Below are 17,076 nucleotides of genomic sequence, written 5' to 3' on the forward strand. Positions count from 1 at the left end.
AGTTTTTAAAATAATTGGTATTCAGGTGTTTGCATCATGGCCGTGAAGAGCGATTCCAGTTGTAAACGCACGTTGACATCGCTGCTTGTATTCACGTAATTATTCCATTCAGTTGTCCAGTTGGCTGCCGAAAGCTGATCCAGTAAAACCTCGTCGCGGAAGTAATTGAAACGGGTGGTGTCGATGGTAATGGGGAAAAGCCAGTCGACCAGTTCCTGAACAAGCGTTGTTGCATTTCCCGGATCTGAGCAGTTGGTATCTACAAATGCCACTACATCGAGTTTCAGAAGGTTTCCGCTCATACCTGTAAATCCGGAGATGAGCAGTTCCGAAAATTTATACCGGTTCGCCAGGTAATTGGAGGAAATCCAGTAACGGTGATAGTCCGGGAATTGATAATACGGTTCGTATCCCGCTACATCGTATGGTTCGAAGAACTGAAGTCCCTGGAGATCCAATTGTTCGATCAGCTGCGCATACATTTCATAGTTTGCAGCAAGCTGTGTGCTGACACTCGGAACGGTCAGATTGAATAAGCGCATTGTTCCGATGACCAGGTCCATCGGTGATTTAATGATCGCGCCGATGTTGTTGTCTTCCGTAATCGGTGTATCGAGGTCGTAGAAATGCTCGCTTTGGAACAACACCTCCAATACCGAAGTAATGTTGTAATTGTTGCTGACCAAAGTGGCTGCCAGCGGTTCGATGATGTCGGTTTCAATTTCCGGTGTTATATCGTAGTAAACGAATTCGCGGTAAATTCTCCTGCAAATGTGTTTTGCCGTATGCGGTGAGTTGAAAACCATGTTTACGACATCGTCCAATTCCGTATAAACAGCCGTTACAGCGGCATTTGAACCGGTAACGCTTCCAGTTTGAATAAGGGTATTGTTAAAAGCACTTGAAAACTGTTTTCCGTTGACGTCGTGTTGCGAGGAAGTGGTGGCAGAACCTTTCACTTTCCCTGTTGGAATAGTAGTTACCGGATCAACGGTCTGGAAAGTCGGATCGATTCCCCATCCGGTTAAAGCTTTGGTCAATGCCTGTACATCCTGCTCGGTGAAATTGGTGTAATTCCCCAAACTCACTTCTTCTCCTTTACCGACTGTGTATAATTCCAGGAATTCACGCGCAAAGTTCTCCTGCGGAACACCTTTAATATTCAGGTTCCCGTCCAGGTGCAGGAGCATGGCATTGTCGATGATGAGTGCTTTTGTGAGGTCTTTGTAATTCCCCAGAGCATAATAGCGCAACAGGCGCAGGTAATCGATCGCAAACTGCGGATTGTTCTCGATCCGGCTCATGATCATCGGGAAATGCGTATGGTAAAACCAGATCATCCGTTCGGTGAGGTTTGCTCCGCCGGTACGCATGTTTTCCATCCACCAGCTGCGGGTGTAATCAGAAAGGTTTGTACTGGTCGGACTTACCGTATTGGGATACACCCAATCTGTTCCGCTTGAAGGATCGACCGGAAGTGCCGGAACGGATTGTGTTTGCACGAGTGTATTGAAAGCTGCCTGGGCGGTCATTCCAGCAAAGCTGGTAATATCCTGCAGTCTAGGTCCCATTGTAGCACGACGCAGTAAATGTGCTGCTTTTTGGGCGCCCAGAGCTCCTGTGATCGGATTGAGTGAAGCCATAAGAACTAGTTGTGTTCGTTATTACAAATCAAGGTACTAATAGTCATTAACGCCGGTTAGACTTATCAGGAGAGAGAAGAGAATCAGTTCTGTTTTGTGTTTTAGAGAAACCAAGGTAGAATTTTTGTTTTACAATTTCAATAAAAATTGAACTGTCAGGCGAAGTTTTAGAACTATTCAAATAAGTTGATTAGTGCTCAGTGGTTGATTGTTCCGGCAGATGAGCGAAACTGAACGAATTCAGTAGTTGGTGATTTTTTTGCAAATTATTTTTTGCTAGGAGATCCTGCAAAGCGTTGGTATAAAAAAAACAGCAGGGACGCGATGCGTCGCGTCCCTGCTGTTTTCAATGATTTATTTATCTCTTACAAATGGATCACTTCTCCGTATGCAGCTGCTGCAGCTTCCATCACTGCTTCAGACATGGTTGGGTGTGGGTGAACCGTTTTGATCAATTCATGACCCGTTACTTCCAGTTTGCGGATAGCAACGATCTCAGCGATCATTTCAGTAACGTTTGCCCCGATCATGTGAGCTCCCAGCAATTCACCGTATTTCGCGTCAAAGATCAACTTCACGAAACCGTCTTTTGCTCCGGCGGCAGATGCTTTACCGGATGCTGAGAACGGGAATTTCCCCACTTTGATTTCCATTCCTGCTTCTTTCGCTGCTTTTTCTGTCATACCAACAGACGCAACTTCCGGAGAACAGTAAGTACATCCAGGGATATTTCCGTAATCCAGTGGTTCCGGATGGTGACCCGCGATTTTCTCTACACAGATAATTCCTTCGGCAGAAGCAACGTGTGCCAGTGCAGCCGTAGGAATAACGTCTCCGATTGCGAAGTAACCCGGGATATTGGTCTGGTAGAAATCGTTTACGAGGATTCTTCCCTTGTCAACAACAATTCCCAATTCTTCCAATCCGATATTTTCAATGTTTGCCTGGATTCCAACAGCAGAAAGAACCACATCACATTCGATCTTTTCTTCCCCTTTAGCTGTTTTGATAGTCACAACACATCCTTTTCCGGAAGTATCAACCGCTTCAACAGATGCGTTCGTCATAATATTGATTCCAGCCTTCTTGAAGGATTTTTCCAATTGCTTGGATACTTCTTCGTCTTCGATCGGAACTACGTTCGGTAAATATTCTACGATCGTTACTTCTGTTCCGATTGCATTGTAGAAATAAGCAAATTCCACACCGATTGCACCTGAACCAACAACCACCATTTTCTTAGGTTGCGTTTTCATGCTCATTGCTTCACGGTACCCGATGATTTTGGATCCGTCCTGAGGCAAATTCGGCAACTGACGTGAACGTGCACCTGTTGCGATGATGATTCCTTTGTCAGCAGAATACTCAGTCACTTTCCCGTCTTCTCCGGTAACAGCTACTTTTTTTCCTGCTTTCAGAACACCTGTTCCTTTGATCACATCAATCTTGTTTTTTTTCATCAGGAACTGGATTCCCTGGCTCATTCCGTTGGCAACACCTCTGGAACGATCAACCATTCCTCCGAAATCTGCTTTTGAATCCTTTACGGTAATTCCGTAGTCAGATGCATGTTGAATGTATTCAAACACGTTTGCACTCTTCAATAGCGCTTTTGTTGGAATACATCCCCAGTTCAAACAGATTCCACCCAATGCATCACGCTCTACAACTGCAGTTTTCAAACCCAATTGCGATGCGCGAATAGCGGTAACATATCCGCCGGGACCACTCCCAATAACTATGATATCGTAATTCATTTCTCTTTTCAATAAATGTAACGGGACGAAATTAATCAATTCTCAGGAATTGTGAGTCAATATAGTATCGAATTGAAAATTTCTTAAGTTTCCCTCCTTGAGGAGGGATTAAGGGAGGTGGTTAACGATCTGCGCAGCCACCCTCCTTGGTCCTCCCTCAAGGGAGGAAGTCCTTATTTCAAAAAACGTAATTAATTCAACAGGGATTTTCTAATTTTGAGCAAAAATTGATAAAATGGCTCAGTATCATATCGGGATCGAACAGGCAAACCAGCAGTACATCCAATTCAAGGTAATTTTTGAACAGGTGGCGCCGAATTCCATCATTCATTTACCGAAATGGAGGCCCGGAAGATATGAACTGGGAAATTTTGCAAAGAATGTCAGAGGATTTAAAGTATTCAATGCAGAAGGTAAAGCCGTGGATTTTCGAAAAGTGGATTTGTCTTCCTGGGAAATCCTGGTAAAAGAACCTACGGACATTCGTGTGGAATACAGTTATTATGCCGCTGAATTGAACGCCGGTTCGACTTACCTGAGCAAAGAAATGTTGTATTCCAACCCGGTAAATTGTTTTATTTACCAGGACGGAAAAAAAGAGGAAGCATGTGAAGTCATCCTGAATATTCCTGCCGACTGGAATATTGCCGGTTCCATGGAACGCGAAGGAAACGTGCTGAGAGCAGCCAACTTCGATGAACTGGCAGATTCTCCGTTTATTTGTTCGGCTACTTTACAATACAACCAATACGAATCACACGGAACGATTTTCCATTTGTGGTTCCAGGGCGATTGCGCCGTTGAGTGGCCGCGACTGATCAAAGATTTCAAAGCATTTACGGATAAGCAGATTGAGAAGTTCCTGGAATTTCCGGTACCGCATTACCATTTCCTCTTCCACATTCTTCCTTATAAAGCATATCATGGAGTGGAACACCAGAAATCAACGGTGATTGCTCTCGGCCCGACTTATGATGTATTCGGAGCGCTTTATACCGAATTATTGGGCGTTTCTTCCCACGAATTGTACCATACCTGGAATGTGAAAGCCATTCGCCCGATCGAAATGTTCCCTTACGATTATCAGAAAGAGAATTTGTCGAAGCTGGGATATTTGTGTGAAGGTGTGACTACGTATATGGGAGATTTGATGCTGTACAAGTCCGGGGTATTTGATTTGAAACAGTACTTGCATGAATTCACCGGTCAATTGCAGAAACACTTTGACAATTTCGGCCGTTTTCACTATTCGGTGGCGGATTCTTCTTACGATACCTGGCTGGATGGATATATTCCGGGCGCTCCGGGAAGAAAGGTGTCGATCTACACGGAAGGTTGTTTGCTGGCATTCGTTTGTGATGTAAAAATCCGCGAATATTCTGCAAATAAACACGGTTTGGATGAATTGATGAAACGCCTGTATTTCAATTTTGCATTAAACGGAAAAGGAGTCAGCGAGGAAGATTATCTGGGCTTACTGAAAGAATTGGCAGGCCCTGAAATCGAAGAACTGATCACCGATTATTTCTATGGAACACGGCCGTTTGAAGCGATTCTAACGGAAGCACTTGAAACCATTGGATTGGAGTTGACCCACAGACCGAACCAGAAATATTCAGCGGGAAGGATTGGATTTAAAGCATTGCCACATGGAGCACATTTCCTGGTGGCTGCCATTTACCCGGGTTCGCCGGCAGATTTGGCCGGACTTATGATCAATGACGAAATCATTGGGGTCAATGAATTCAAACTGAATGGCGATATCGATAATTGGCTGAACTATTTGGACGATCAGAACAAACGATTGAACGTTATTCGCCAGGGAAGAATCCTCGAATTGCCTTTACCGGAAGTTCAAAGAAGCTTCTACCTGGAATACGGGGTGAATGTGATTGAAAATCCGAACAACGCTCAGAAAAAAGCCTTCGAATATTGGGAAAAATAGAATGCTCTTAATGAAACCAACTATGTCAGGGACGCGATGCATCGTGTCCCTTTCTGTTTATCGGCTTTTAGCGCTTACCAATTAGGCTTCGGCGAATATCAATTCCGGGGAAAAAAGGCAATTTGATTGAGTAGTTTTGCCGAAAATTTTTCAAAAAATGGTCAATCAAAAATGGTTTAAAATAGCCCTGGCAGGTGCTGTTTTTATTTTCGCGAATTCGGTTAACGCACAATTCAAATTTTCAAAAGTAAATATCGCCGACGGTGTTAAAACAGGAGTGAAGTCCGGTGATAAAGTAGATTTACGTTTAAGCCCGACAGGGAATGTGGAGCAAAACTTCGTAGTTGATCTTGATATTGCAGCATTTAGAAAGGCTTACAAGTACGATGTGGTAATGATTGCTTATTTGCGCAATGACCAGGTGAACTTTTCTTATGTTCATGAGTTTGAGTCCGTCCTGAACACTAAAAAATATGGCGGGAAGGGAATCATTCCGATTTATGCGTACGATACCAAAAAATTCAAAGAAACAGATTACCGGACACTGGCAAAAAATGAGATCACATACGAGGGCCCGACTCCTGTTTCACGTAAAATTGCGGTATATGGCAGCTTCATCACAGGTGAAGAGGGGTATTTTGATGCAAACGATATGTACCAGTTCAGAAATAAATATTCCCCGGGCGAATTGTTGGGATACATCGAGTTGAATACCATCTACAACAAAAAACAACTGGATGATTACAGCGCTCAACAGAAAAAGGAGAGCTACTATCAGGCTGAAAGAGACCTGGATCGTATGCAGTCTTCATTTAAACGAAATGTCGTGGAGAATGTGAACCAGTATCTTGCTCCGGTTGTAGCAACACCTATGTACGGAGCATTATCCGAAGGAATGACAGAGGTTTGGAATTCAAAGGTGAAAGCCGTTGAAGCAAATAAGTCTCCGGAGAATGCAGAGAAATTCATCGCATCAGTTACAGAATTGAACAAAGATTTGGAAATCATGTATGCAGTGGCTAAAAAGGACAAAAATGTGTTGAAAACGCTGAACAAAGAAATCAAGACAAAGAAAACCACCGAGGAAAAGTGGGAGTACATTCAGGCAAATAAATAAATAAATTATTCCAAACACATAGGGGCGCGATGAATCGCGCCCCTATGTGTTTTTATGCTGTTCAATGGTTATCTCAACAATTGGATATGTCCCGTTTTCGTATTCTTTTTATCCGATCCCGAAGACTTGAAACGTACTGTCCAGGTGTATACTCCGGCTTTGCATAATTCACCGTTGTATGTGCCGTCCCAGCCGTATTGCGTATCGTTCGATTCAAACAGCGTTTCTCCCCAGCGGTTATAAATCGTCAATGTATAATTGAAAGGATCAAATCCGGAAGTAAATACCGGAGTGAATACGTTGTTGAACTCATCTCCGTCCGGAGTAAAGGTATTCGGAACGTAGTAAACCAATTCTTCCTGGATTGTTACCGTAACTTTGGCCGTATCCGGACAATTTCCTGCATTATTTGCAATCAATGTAATCACATAGTTTCCTGCATCTTCCGTATACGTATGACTTGGATTGAACAAATTGCTCATTTCTCCGTCACCGAAATCCCAGGAATAAACAGAAGCATTGGAAGAAGTATTAAATGTATGGAATTCCGGATTCATCAAACCATGCACCGGGTCGTTTACAGAAAATGCTGCAACGGCATTCGGCAAAGCACAAATAAAGCTTGGGAATAAAGTGGTGGTAGCACATCCCGCCTGGCTGGTAGAAGTAACCGTAATATCATAGCATCCGGCACTGTTGAAAGTATGATTCACACTGTCCAACTGATTTGAGTTTGGAGAACCGTCTCCGAAATTCCAGGTAACGGAACCTGAAGGATTGCTCTCGTCTACAATGTAAGTAGAGAATGGAACGCAACCGCTGGAGCGTAGTGTCGAAATCTGAACAACAGGCATTGGGTTGATAAGAATGCTGGAAGTTGCCGGTGTTGCACATCCGCTCGTAACGGTATATGTTATGGAATGAGAACCTGCTCCTGCCTGTGTGGGTGAGAATTCACCGGTAGTGGCATCCACAATTCCGTCTCCCGACCAGGTTCCCCCTGAAATGCTTGCAGAAAGCATCGTGTTGGCTGCTGCTTCACAGAACGGACCCGCAGGAGTAATAACAGGTACTTGCCCGGAATTGACAACTACGTCGGTTGTTGTGGAAGAGGTACAGCCGTTGAGGGATGTGGTAACTGTATAAGTCCCGCCTGCGCTTACTGTAACCGAAGGAATAGAACCGTTTTGAGTACCCGCGCTGAATCCGTTTGGCCCTGACCAGCTGTAATTAGTTCCCGGTAAACTAGTCGCTTGAAGTTGCATGGTGCCTCCTTCACACAGCGGACCGTTATTCGTTGCGCTAACCGTTGGAACCGGGTTAACCGTTAAGGTCATGCTTGCGGTTGCAGAGCAAGATCCTGTTGTTCCGGTTACGGTATAAGTAGTGGTAACTGTTGGATTTGCCGTGACACTTGCTCCTGTAGCAGAAGATAACCCGGTAGAAGGGCTCCAGCTGTAATTGGTAGCTCCTGACGCGGTTAATGTCGTTGAAGCTCCGCTGCAAATACTTGTATTCGGTGAAACCGAAACAACCACCGGAGTAACAGTAACCGTTACCGGTAAAGAAGCCGTACAGCTTCCGCTGGTTCCGGAAACCGTATACGTTGTGGTTGTCGTCGGACTGGCGGTAACACTGGCTCCCGTAGTAGACGATAATCCTGTTGAAGGTGACCAGGAATAGTTGGTTGCTCCACTGGCAGTCAAAACGGTAGAACCACCGGTGCAAATACTTGCGTTGGGAGAAACCGTGAGCGCAAGTGGAGTAACTGTTACAGTAACCGTTTGAGTAGCTGTACAGGATCCGTTTGTACCGGTCACTGTGTAAGTGGTCGTTGAAGCAGGAGTTGCCGTAACACTTGCTCCCGTGGAAGCCGACAATCCGGTTGCAGGCGACCAGGAATAACTGCTTGCTCCGCCGGCTGTTAATGTAGTTGATGCACCGCTGCAAATACTTGCATTGGGTGAAACGGTCAGGTTCAATGGAGTTACGGTAACGGTTGTTGTAGCCGTTGCCGAGCAGGATCCGGTTGTTCCTGTTACGGTATACGTAGTTGTTGTCGTTGGATTAGCAGTTACCGTAGCGCCGGTTGTCGACGATAATCCAGTGGCCGGAGACCAGGTATAATTGGTTGCACCTGTTGCTGTTAAGGTAGTAGAAGCACCCGAACAAATGGTTGTACTTGGTGTAACACCAACGGTGATCGGGGCGACTGTTACGGTGACCGTTGCATTACTGGTACAGCCGGCTGTATTTCCGGTAACGGTATACGTGGTCGTTGATGCCGGACTGGCGGTGACCGTGGCTCCCGTTGTGGATGATAATCCTGTTGGCGGCGACCAGGTATAGGTTCCTGCACCGCTTGCAGTCAATGTTGCACTTCCTCCCGCACAAATGGTTTGTGCAGGTGGTGGAGTTACTGTTGCGCTGTTTACAGTAATGGTTGTGGTGGAAACCGGTGAAGTACATGCACCTGATCCTACTACATAACTGATGGTATGTGTACCGATACCTGCAGTTGCAGGATTGAATACTCCTGTCGGGGAAACTCCCGGTCCAGACCAGGTTCCTCCCATGTCGGCAGCAATTAATTGCGTGGAACCGGATGTTACACAAAATGGCCCTGCCGGGGTAATGGTCGAATTCGGAAGGCCCGTTTGAGCTCCTGTTGGCCCGAGTGACATGGTAAAAGTGCTGGAACTTCCACTCCAGTTTTCAACCACGATCATGATTTCCTGTCCTGCTGTAACCATCGGAGCCGGAACAGACGATGAACAAGGGAAAGAGTTCCCGAACTGGTTACATCCGCTGGATGCACTCGCATAGTTACAACCGATTTGGTTGCTGGTATTTTGAATGGCAGTACATGGAGATTGCCCGTTCGGAATATTGAAAACAGCTACATCCAGGAAACCCGAGTTGGAATTTCCGTCGATCAGCATGTTCAGTGGCCCCGAAGTCGTAATGTGCAGGATGATGTATCCCATATTCGGGCCGAAGAAATCCAGACAGGTACTCACAACCGGCCCAGGAGACACAAACGTGTATGGCCCTGCGGTTCCTGCCGTACAAATGGAGGTGTTGGTATTACACTGTGCATTTGCCGATTGGGTTCCGGTGAAAAGAGAAAAGGAAAAAGAGAATAGGAGAGTAACGAGTAGTAACTTAATGTATTTCATAACCGTTGTATCCAAAATGTAAAACTAATTCATTGATCATTGCAGGCGTAAGCTGCACGTTACAGTTGATGCGCACGGAAGTGAAGTCATCACTGAAATCGATTACGTTTAAATAGGGGTAATGGGATTTTAAACGAAGATTCACCCGTTCTTCGCGCTGTGCATCTCCCAAGGGGCGATAAGACACAAACGTAAAGGTGAAATCATCCAGTTGCTGAATGATGCATTTAGAGTTGCTTCCTGCCTGATGGAGCAGCATATCCACTTCAGAAGTAGATTGACCGTTCGAGATCAGTTGAGAACGAACCGAGTTTAAAGAATCAACATGTGCGGATGTTTGACCGAACGATATAGTTGAAAAAACCATAGTCGAAACGGAAAGAACGTAGCGTAGAAGCCTTGTTTTGTAGCAGTAGTACATTATAAATTAGTTTCGTGTTCGAATATACAACGAAACAATTGATTCCTGGTTGCCTAAATTGTTAATTAAAAAAAGCGTGTTGTAAAGTAACACGCTTTTTAACTGAAGTTAGAATTTATAACTGATCCCCAAACTCGGAAGTAGCGGGAACTGGTAAATCTTTTCATTGGTAACCCGGTTCACATAGAAAATATTCTTTCTGTTGTAAGCATTGGTTACTGCAGCGATGATTTCAAGTTCTGTTTTGTTCTTGAATTTGAACTGTTTTTTGATCGTGATATCCAATCGGTGGTAAGTAGGAAGTCTTTTCGAGTTGAAATCTCCTAACAATACCCCGACACCTGATGAATTGGTGGACGTATAATCTGTTGTTACACCTTGTCCGAATGTTTCAGGCTGGTAGTAACCTGCAGTCGGAGTGAACGGAAGCCCTGATCCGAAGTTCCAGCGTACGTTTACCTCCAGGTCTTTTTTCTTTCCGAAAGCATAGGAAGCAACTAAGTTTACGTTATGACGACGGTCAAATACAGGAGCGTAAGTGGTAAATCCGTCCCAGCGTGTATTCTTTCCGTAGGAATAAACTCCCCATAAGAACAACCTGTTCAAGGTGTATTTCAACAATACGTCAACCCCGTAAGATTTTCCGCTTTCGATCAGGAAGTCTTTTTTATACACGTCGTCTTCTTTGGAGAACTCGGAAACGTCTTCGTATAATTTGTTTATATTGATATTACTCAGTTGCGGGAAGTACTTGAAGTATCCTTCGATGTTCAGCATCAGGTTCTTGGTCAGGTCAAGTTCACCACCGATGATCGCATGCCAGGAGTATTGGATCCCGTTCTTCGGGTTTTTCGTTTTTCCGTTTTCAGTAATGAAATTTGCCTGAACATTTGACGGAGCACTTAATAACCCGTTAAACAAATTCACGATATCCCTGTCTGAAGAAGCGGTCGTAAAGTTTTGAGAGTAACGTCCTCCGGATAATTTCAAACGGAATATATCGCTTGCGTTGTATTTGATACCCAAACGCGGTTCCAGTGAAATGGTGCTCAAACTTGCATAAGCCTGAACGCGCATTCCCGGTTGAACCACAAATCTTTTGGTAACGAATTTGTAATTGGCATAAGCCCCGATCTCAACCGTGTTGTTTTGGTCCTGGATTTTGGATGCCACTTCGTTGTAGGTCAAATAATCTGTTTTGAAAATATTGATCCCGATTCCGTAATCGATCTGGCTTTCATTTTTCAGGAAGTAAGAGAAATCAAATCCAAGATCTGTTCCCACGATAGAGCTGGTACGTGGCTGAGAACCTACTTCGTTGAAGTTGGTCTTGTAGCTGGAAGCTGTTAAGTGACCTTTGATGAATGTTTTTCCTCCACCGGGCAATAAGATCCACGACAATCCTCCACCTGCCTGCTGGAAATCCAAAGCTGCAGATTCGTTGTAGTTTACCTTGTCGGTATTGCTGAACCCGAAGACGGAGATTTTGGATCCCTGTCCGGTTGCGAACGTCAATTTTCCGTATAAATCCGTGAAGTTATAAGGCAACCCGTTTCCGTTGTTTACTCCGCGGTATAAGTCTTTGGAGGTGTAATCCAGTAAGGAATGCTTTGCTGAAAAGATAAACGATCCTGCTCCCGGTCTTCCTTCTTTGGCGCGGTACATAGGTCCTTCTACTACTAATTTTGCAAGGAAAGGAGACACGGAAACTTTTCCTCCGAAATTCTTTTTATTTCCGTCGCGGTAGGTAATATCCATGACAGAAGAAATTCTTCCTCCGTACTTGGAATCAAATCCTCCGGTGTAAATATCCACGTTCTTCACCAATTCCGTTTCAAAGATTGAGAAGAAACCAATGGAGTGGAAGGGGTTATAAATCGTCATTCCGTCCAAAAGCACTTTATTCTGGATTGGTGTTCCCCCACGAACATACAACTGACCTCCCTGGTCACCTGTTGTAACAACCCCCGGAGTTACCGAGAAAGCTGCCGTAATATCGTTTTCTGCACCTACCGCCGGAATTCGCTCCAATCCTTTTTTGTCCAATTTGATCACGGACATGAGTACCTCGGTGGTTTTTGCTTTGGTTTCAGCTGAAATTTCCACTTCACCGATATCGGTAGCATCTTCTTCCAGTAATTCGATTCTCAATTCGGTAATACCTCCTTTTTCAATAACCTTGATCTCCTGGTTGTATTCTTTGAAATCAGCCGATTGTATTTTCAACAGATAAGTCCCGATCGGAACTTTCGGAATGGAAAAGAATCCATTCACATCCGCACTTGCTCCAAGGATAGCCTGAGTTTTTTCGGTCGGAACAAGAATTACTTTTTCAAACGGAACAACTTCGCTGTTTACGTTATTGAATAAGAATCCGCGAACGGTATGATCTTGAGAAAATGAGATAATTGAAACGGTTAAGAATGCAAATAAGGAGAGTATTTGTTTCATATGTTTTATCCTAGTTTTAAAGAAGTTCCGAAGTTACATAATTAACACTAATTAACGAGTGAAAACTTCGAAAAATGATTAAACGTGCAGATTATTGATTAAACGGACTTTAATTTGAATGATCAATTGTGAATGGATCAATTATCAAGAATTCCCCGGTCTGATAATTTATCATTGATCATTAACTGTTGCGCAGCAACACTTTCGCTTTCTCCCAATAAACATCCATTTCTTCCAGCGACATTTCTCCCATGTTTTTAGCATCTCCGGCAATCAATTCTTCCATTTTCTGGAAACGGGATTTGAATTTCCGGTTAGTGGATTCCAGGGCATCTTCGGGATTGATGTTGATGAAACGGGCATAATTTACCAGTGAGAACATCACGTCTCCGAATTCGTCTTCGATCTTTTCCGGATCCAAAGTCTGCTGAGCTTCGTGCAATTCCGAGAATTCTTCGATCACTTTATTTTTGACGTCTTCAATATCAGACCATTCAAAACCGATTCCCTTGACTTTTTCCTGGATGCGCATCGCTTTGATTAAAGCGGGTAACGTATTCGGTACGCCTTCCAGCACAGATTTTTTGCCTTCTTTCAGTTTGATCTTTTCCCAGTTTGCTTTCACTTCTTCTTCCGAATCAGCGGTTACGTTGCCGTAAATGTGCGGGTGACGATGGATTAACTTGTCGCAAATTCCGTTGAGGACGCTGGTCACATCAAAAGCTCCCAGTTCCGACCCGATTTTAGCATAAAAAACCAAATGCAGGAACAAGTCTCCCAATTCGCCCTGGATACCGGCTAAATCGTTGGCTTGGATCGCATCTGCCAATTCGTATGTTTCCTCAATGGTCAGATGCCGCAGCGATTGGATGGTTTGTTTTTTATCCCACGGACATTTTTCGCGCAGGTCGTCCATAATGGTTAATAAACGCGCAAAAGCTTCCAGTCTCGGGTCCTGATTTAAATTATTATTAGCTAATTCCATACTGCAAATGTACATAGAACAAAATTTGTAATTTTGGATTATGAAAATTGCCTTGCTGTTTTTTTTACTTCCTGTTTTTTGCTACTCCCAGGAAAGTAGAATCGATGATTGGGCTTTCTCCCTGAAAGGAAAGTCCGGTTTTTTAGCTGCACATCGTGGTACGATGGGACATCTTGCCAAAGACCGTCTTTTTGCCGGAGAACTTTCGTTCAGTAAGCGTTTGCGCTCAAAGAACTGGTGCGAAGAATACCGGAATCCTTACGCGGGAATAACACTTTACGGATCTAATTTAGGAAACAGGGAAATATTGGGTTACGGCTTCGGAGCTTACGGATTTATTGAATTCCCATGGACAAGAGGCGAAAAACATGTATTTACCTGTAAGTTGGGGGCCGGCTTGGGTGCCGTTACCAAAGTGTATGATGTAGCCAAAAACCCGAAGAACGTACCGATGAGTACCTATCTGAATGCGTTGATTTGCCTGGGAATCCAGGGAAGATGGTACATGAAGCCGCAACACGCTTTGATTTACAGCCTGGATATGACGCATTTTTCGAACGGGTCCAGTAAAGTTCCGAACCTCGGGTTAAACATGCCCTATATCGGATTGGGCTATGAATATACCTTCAAAAAGAAAGAAGTAACGAACCTGAACCTGACGACGTTCGAACGTGTTCCTTTCTTCAAAAACTGGAATGTTTCGGTGGTCGGGATTATTTCCGATAAACAGATTTTCCCCACCGGAGGTAGACGCTACCCGGTTTACGCATTGAGCGGAATGCTTTTCAAGCAGTTCAAGCCGAAAGTGGGAATGGAGATCGCCTTGGATGTCATTTCGAAACAATCGATTACCTATTACCGCGAATATATCCCGAAAACGCAGTGGGACATTTTACAGATCGGTGGTTTTATCGGATACAATATTCCGCTGGATAAATTCCGTTTTGTGATCGGGATGGGAGCATATATGAAGGACCGCTACCAGCCGGATGCTATGTTCTATCACCGGGTTGGAATGCGTTACCAGTTCGGGAACGGCTTGTTGCTGAACCTGGTTTTGAAATCACACTGGGCAAAAGCGGATTATATTGAATATGGTGTTGGATACACTTTTAACTACAAAGGAAGGTATCATGCGAAATAACTGGATAGTGTTGATCGTAACAAGTTTGCTTGTTTTTTCCTGTAAAAAACCGGAAAACAGGACCTGTTTCAAATTATTGGGATCTGAAACTACAAAAGAGATCCAGCTGGCATCATTTAATCAGTTGGATTTGAGAGAACACGTGGAATACGTGCTGATCCAGGATTCGTTGGATAAAGTGGTGCTGAAAGGCGGGAAGAACCTGTTGAACCTGATTGAAGTGAAGTCTGAAGGGGGGATATTGACCATCGAGAACAAGAACCGTTGCGGATTCCTCCGGAATGCGAAAAAAGTGGTGGTGGCCGAAATCCATTTTACACACCTCATCAATATCCGGTTTATCGGAACGGAACCTTTGACGAATGTTGGAACCATCAACACCGATTATTTTACTTTTTACAGCCGCGATGGTGCCGGAGATGTGATCCTGGATATCAATGCGATACAAATCGATGCGGAAGCAAATCATGGCTGGTGTAATTTTACCTTTACGGGAACTGCCCAAAAAGCACGTATTTGTGCAAAGAGCAACAGCTATTGCGATGTAAGCGGGTTAACGGTTTCCGATTCCATTTACGTAGCGTCGGAAACGGTCGGGGATATTAAGATCAATGCTGATAACCTGGTTATTCACGGGTATATTACCGAATCCGGGAATATTTTGTACAAGGGAACACCGCTGGGACAGGATGTACTGATCAATGGAACAGGGACTGTGAAAGCATTTTGAAATAAATATTTGTAGGGACGCGATGCATTGAAAAAGTAGGGACGCGATGCATCGCGTCCCTACAGGAAAATAAAAAAATGCCCGGTGATTTTCACCGGGCATTTTTTTATTTTCCTCTTTTCAATTGCATCAGCACTTTAAAGGCTTTGTCTACATGATCTTGTTTCACAATGATCGTAAACTCATTGGCTGTAGAAACGATCTCAACAATGTTCAGGCCTTCCCATGCCAAATGCTTCAGGATGTAATAATAAATTCCATATACCTCGGAGTTCACGGCAGGAAGTTTTACTGTGATCGAAGCCAAATCCCTGGTGTGAGACTTTAAGCGTTCATTGATCAATAAGTTCTCAACGCGCGGAGAGATGCTTTGAGAACAAATAACGGTAGTTTCAGTAACTCCTCTGCAGATCGTATAGAAAATATCCGATTCCGAATTCACGAGTTGAACCAGGTCTGCTTGTTTCAGGCGCAGTGATTCCGTGTTTTCGAATGTAAAGTCTTCTAAGTTCGAGCGAACCAGGAAATCTCCCAATTCACCGATGATATTGGTGATTTTGATGTTAAGACGGTGGTAAAGTCCCGGAGACATCCGTTTGATTGCCATCACGATCGCACCTTCTTTGACTTCTTTACCTAAAGCTTCTTCAATTTCTGGTTTGATCTTACGCGCAAGTGAAGAAATATTGATCAGATCATCCGTCATAGCTTCACGCAAAAACGGACTTCTTCCGATAATTTCTTCTGTTATTTTTCCAATTGATAACATAATTTGGTTTGAATTAATAGGTGTGCAAATTTAAACAAAAGGATACAGAAAAGGCGGTAAAACTGTTAGATATTATACAAAATGAACAAACTATTGATTTCAACGAAGAAAACTTAATGTTTGATGAATATTCTATTTCTCTAAGATTACGAAGCAGTTAAATCCCTAAACGTTAGTTATAGTTAGTGTTATGCACGCGTATGATTTTTAACGAGATTCAGCACATAATCCAGCTGTTCTGTTTCGCTCATTTCTGAGTTGTCAACCACCAATGCATCCTTGGCTTGTGTCAGCGGACTGATTGAGCGGGTGCTGTCAATACGGTCCCGGTGTTTGAGATTTTCCAGGATTTCATCCAGGCTGTTTGTTTCACCTTTTGCCTGCAATTCCAGGAACCTTCTTTGTGCACGGATTTCCGGTTTGGCAGTGATAAAAAGCTTCAATTCCGCATGCGGGAATACAACCGTCCCGATGTCTCTTCCGTCCATGACAACACCTCCGTTTTTGCCCAGTTCCTGCTGTTGTTTCACTAAAAATTCGCGTACTTCCTTGATGGCTGCCACTTCACTGACAATGTTCGCTACTTCCAGCTGCCGAATAGCATCGGAAACATCTTTGCTGTTTAACAAAACGGGCCGGTTTCCGTTTATATCGGGTGTTCCGAATTGAATCCGGATGTGGGGAAGGCTGTTGACCACGCAACTCAGGTTGATTTTATGTGCTCCGAGCGCACAGCCGTTTTGAATGGCATAAAGTGCTACACAACGGTACATCGCTCCCGAATCGATAAAGGTGTAGTTCATTTTCTTTGCCAGTGCCTTTGCCAGCGTACTTTTCCCGCAGGAAGAAAATCCATCAATTGCGATTGTAATGTGTTGCGTCGATTGCATGCTGCGAATTTAATTTAAAATCGAGGAAACGGCAATTGATTTCAA

General features: G+C 44.0%; 12 protein-coding genes. 4 read left to right on the forward strand and 8 right to left on the reverse strand.

Going from position 1 to position 17,076, the window contains the following annotated elements; genetic code table 11:
* Positions 1-5: 5 nt before the first annotated feature.
* Entirely contained in the window at positions 6-1,643 is a 1,638-nt protein-coding gene (locus ABDW02_RS16720; protein ID WP_343636556.1) for a DUF1800 family protein, read from the reverse strand.
* 365 nt (positions 1,644-2,008) lie between these two features.
* Positions 2,009-3,400: a dihydrolipoyl dehydrogenase gene (gene lpdA / locus ABDW02_RS16725; RefSeq protein WP_343636558.1), complete on the reverse strand. Its 1,392-nt coding sequence runs from the start codon at positions 3,398-3,400 to the stop codon at positions 2,009-2,011.
* Positions 3,401-3,635: 235 nt separating this feature from the next.
* Between lpdA and ABDW02_RS16730 the strand changes: the two genes are divergently transcribed.
* Entirely contained in the window at positions 3,636-5,345 is a 1,710-nt protein-coding gene (locus tag ABDW02_RS16730) for a hypothetical protein (protein ID WP_343636560.1), read from the forward strand.
* A gap of 157 nt (positions 5,346-5,502) precedes the next feature.
* Positions 5,503-6,462, forward strand: coding sequence for a hypothetical protein (locus tag ABDW02_RS16735; protein ID WP_343636562.1), 960 nt, complete (start codon positions 5,503-5,505; stop codon positions 6,460-6,462).
* A 68-nt stretch (positions 6,463-6,530) separates the two neighbouring features.
* Here ABDW02_RS16735 and ABDW02_RS16740 read toward each other — a convergent pair whose 3' ends face one another.
* From ABDW02_RS16740 to mazG, 4 genes are all read right to left on the reverse strand, one after another.
* Positions 6,531-9,641, reverse strand: coding sequence for a PKD domain-containing protein (locus ABDW02_RS16740; RefSeq protein ID WP_343636564.1), 3,111 nt, complete (start codon positions 9,639-9,641; stop codon positions 6,531-6,533).
* Positions 9,628-10,062, reverse strand: coding sequence for a hypothetical protein (locus ABDW02_RS16745; RefSeq protein ID WP_343636565.1), 435 nt, complete (start codon positions 10,060-10,062; stop codon positions 9,628-9,630). The genes ABDW02_RS16740 and ABDW02_RS16745 overlap by 14 nt, the downstream gene beginning before the upstream one ends.
* A gap of 108 nt (positions 10,063-10,170) precedes the next feature.
* Complete coding sequence (locus ABDW02_RS16750; RefSeq protein ID WP_343636567.1) at positions 10,171-12,513, reverse strand: TonB-dependent receptor; 2,343 nt, start codon at positions 12,511-12,513, stop codon at positions 10,171-10,173.
* Between the two features lie 181 nt (positions 12,514-12,694).
* Positions 12,695-13,498 carry a nucleoside triphosphate pyrophosphohydrolase gene (gene mazG / locus ABDW02_RS16755; RefSeq protein ID WP_343636569.1) on the reverse strand — a complete coding sequence of 268 codons (804 nt, stop codon included), beginning with the start codon at positions 13,496-13,498 and terminating at the stop codon, positions 12,695-12,697.
* A 40-nt stretch (positions 13,499-13,538) separates the two neighbouring features.
* Here mazG and ABDW02_RS16760 point away from each other — a divergent pair, with 40 nt between their 5' ends.
* Together ABDW02_RS16760 and ABDW02_RS16765 are read left to right on the forward strand one after the other, a co-directional pair.
* The gene (locus ABDW02_RS16760) at positions 13,539-14,642 is read left to right on the forward strand and encodes an acyloxyacyl hydrolase (RefSeq protein ID WP_343636571.1); all 1,104 of its coding nucleotides are present in this window, start codon (positions 13,539-13,541) and stop codon (positions 14,640-14,642) included.
* The gene (locus tag ABDW02_RS16765) at positions 14,632-15,372 is read left to right on the forward strand and encodes a DUF2807 domain-containing protein (protein WP_343636573.1); all 741 of its coding nucleotides are present in this window, start codon (positions 14,632-14,634) and stop codon (positions 15,370-15,372) included. The genes ABDW02_RS16760 and ABDW02_RS16765 overlap by 11 nt, the downstream gene beginning before the upstream one ends.
* Positions 15,373-15,478: 106 nt before the next feature.
* On the opposite strand, the gene ABDW02_RS16770 is transcribed toward ABDW02_RS16765, so the two are convergent.
* Complete coding sequence (locus ABDW02_RS16770; protein ID WP_013687505.1) at positions 15,479-16,141, reverse strand: hypothetical protein; 663 nt, start codon at positions 16,139-16,141, stop codon at positions 15,479-15,481.
* A gap of 188 nt (positions 16,142-16,329) precedes the next feature.
* Positions 16,330-17,031, reverse strand: coding sequence for a (d)CMP kinase (gene cmk / locus ABDW02_RS16775; protein WP_343636581.1), 702 nt, complete (start codon positions 17,029-17,031; stop codon positions 16,330-16,332).
* Positions 17,032-17,076 lie beyond the last annotated feature (45 nt).

Source organism: Fluviicola sp., from assembly GCF_039596395.1.
Classification (GTDB): Bacteria; Bacteroidota; Bacteroidia; order Flavobacteriales_D; family Crocinitomicaceae; genus Fluviicola.

Excerpts from the sequence above, each read along its gene's own strand:
- lpdA (WP_343636558.1), bottom strand. The coding sequence starts at position 3,400 with ATGAATTACGATATCATAGTTATTGGGAGTGGTCCCGGCGGATATGTT.
- ABDW02_RS16740 (WP_343636564.1), bottom strand. The coding sequence starts at position 9,641 with ATGAAATACATTAAGTTACTACTCGTTACTCTCCTATTCTCTTTTTCC.
- ABDW02_RS16730 (WP_343636560.1), top strand. The coding sequence starts at position 3,636 with ATGGCTCAGTATCATATCGGGATCGAACAGGCAAACCAGCAGTACATC.
- ABDW02_RS16745 (WP_343636565.1), bottom strand. The coding sequence starts at position 10,062 with ATGTACTACTGCTACAAAACAAGGCTTCTACGCTACGTTCTTTCCGTT.
- ABDW02_RS16770 (WP_013687505.1), bottom strand. The coding sequence starts at position 16,141 with ATGTTATCAATTGGAAAAATAACAGAAGAAATTATCGGAAGAAGTCCG.
- ABDW02_RS16760 (WP_343636571.1), top strand. The coding sequence starts at position 13,539 with ATGAAAATTGCCTTGCTGTTTTTTTTACTTCCTGTTTTTTGCTACTCC.
- ABDW02_RS16750 (WP_343636567.1), bottom strand. The coding sequence starts at position 12,513 with ATGAAACAAATACTCTCCTTATTTGCATTCTTAACCGTTTCAATTATC.
- ABDW02_RS16720 (WP_343636556.1), bottom strand. The coding sequence starts at position 1,643 with ATGGCTTCACTCAATCCGATCACAGGAGCTCTGGGCGCCCAAAAAGCA.
- mazG (WP_343636569.1), bottom strand. The coding sequence starts at position 13,498 with ATGGAATTAGCTAATAATAATTTAAATCAGGACCCGAGACTGGAAGCT.
- cmk (WP_343636581.1), bottom strand. The coding sequence starts at position 17,031 with ATGCAATCGACGCAACACATTACAATCGCAATTGATGGATTTTCTTCC.
- ABDW02_RS16765 (WP_343636573.1), top strand. The coding sequence starts at position 14,632 with ATGCGAAATAACTGGATAGTGTTGATCGTAACAAGTTTGCTTGTTTTT.
- ABDW02_RS16735 (WP_343636562.1), top strand. The coding sequence starts at position 5,503 with ATGGTCAATCAAAAATGGTTTAAAATAGCCCTGGCAGGTGCTGTTTTT.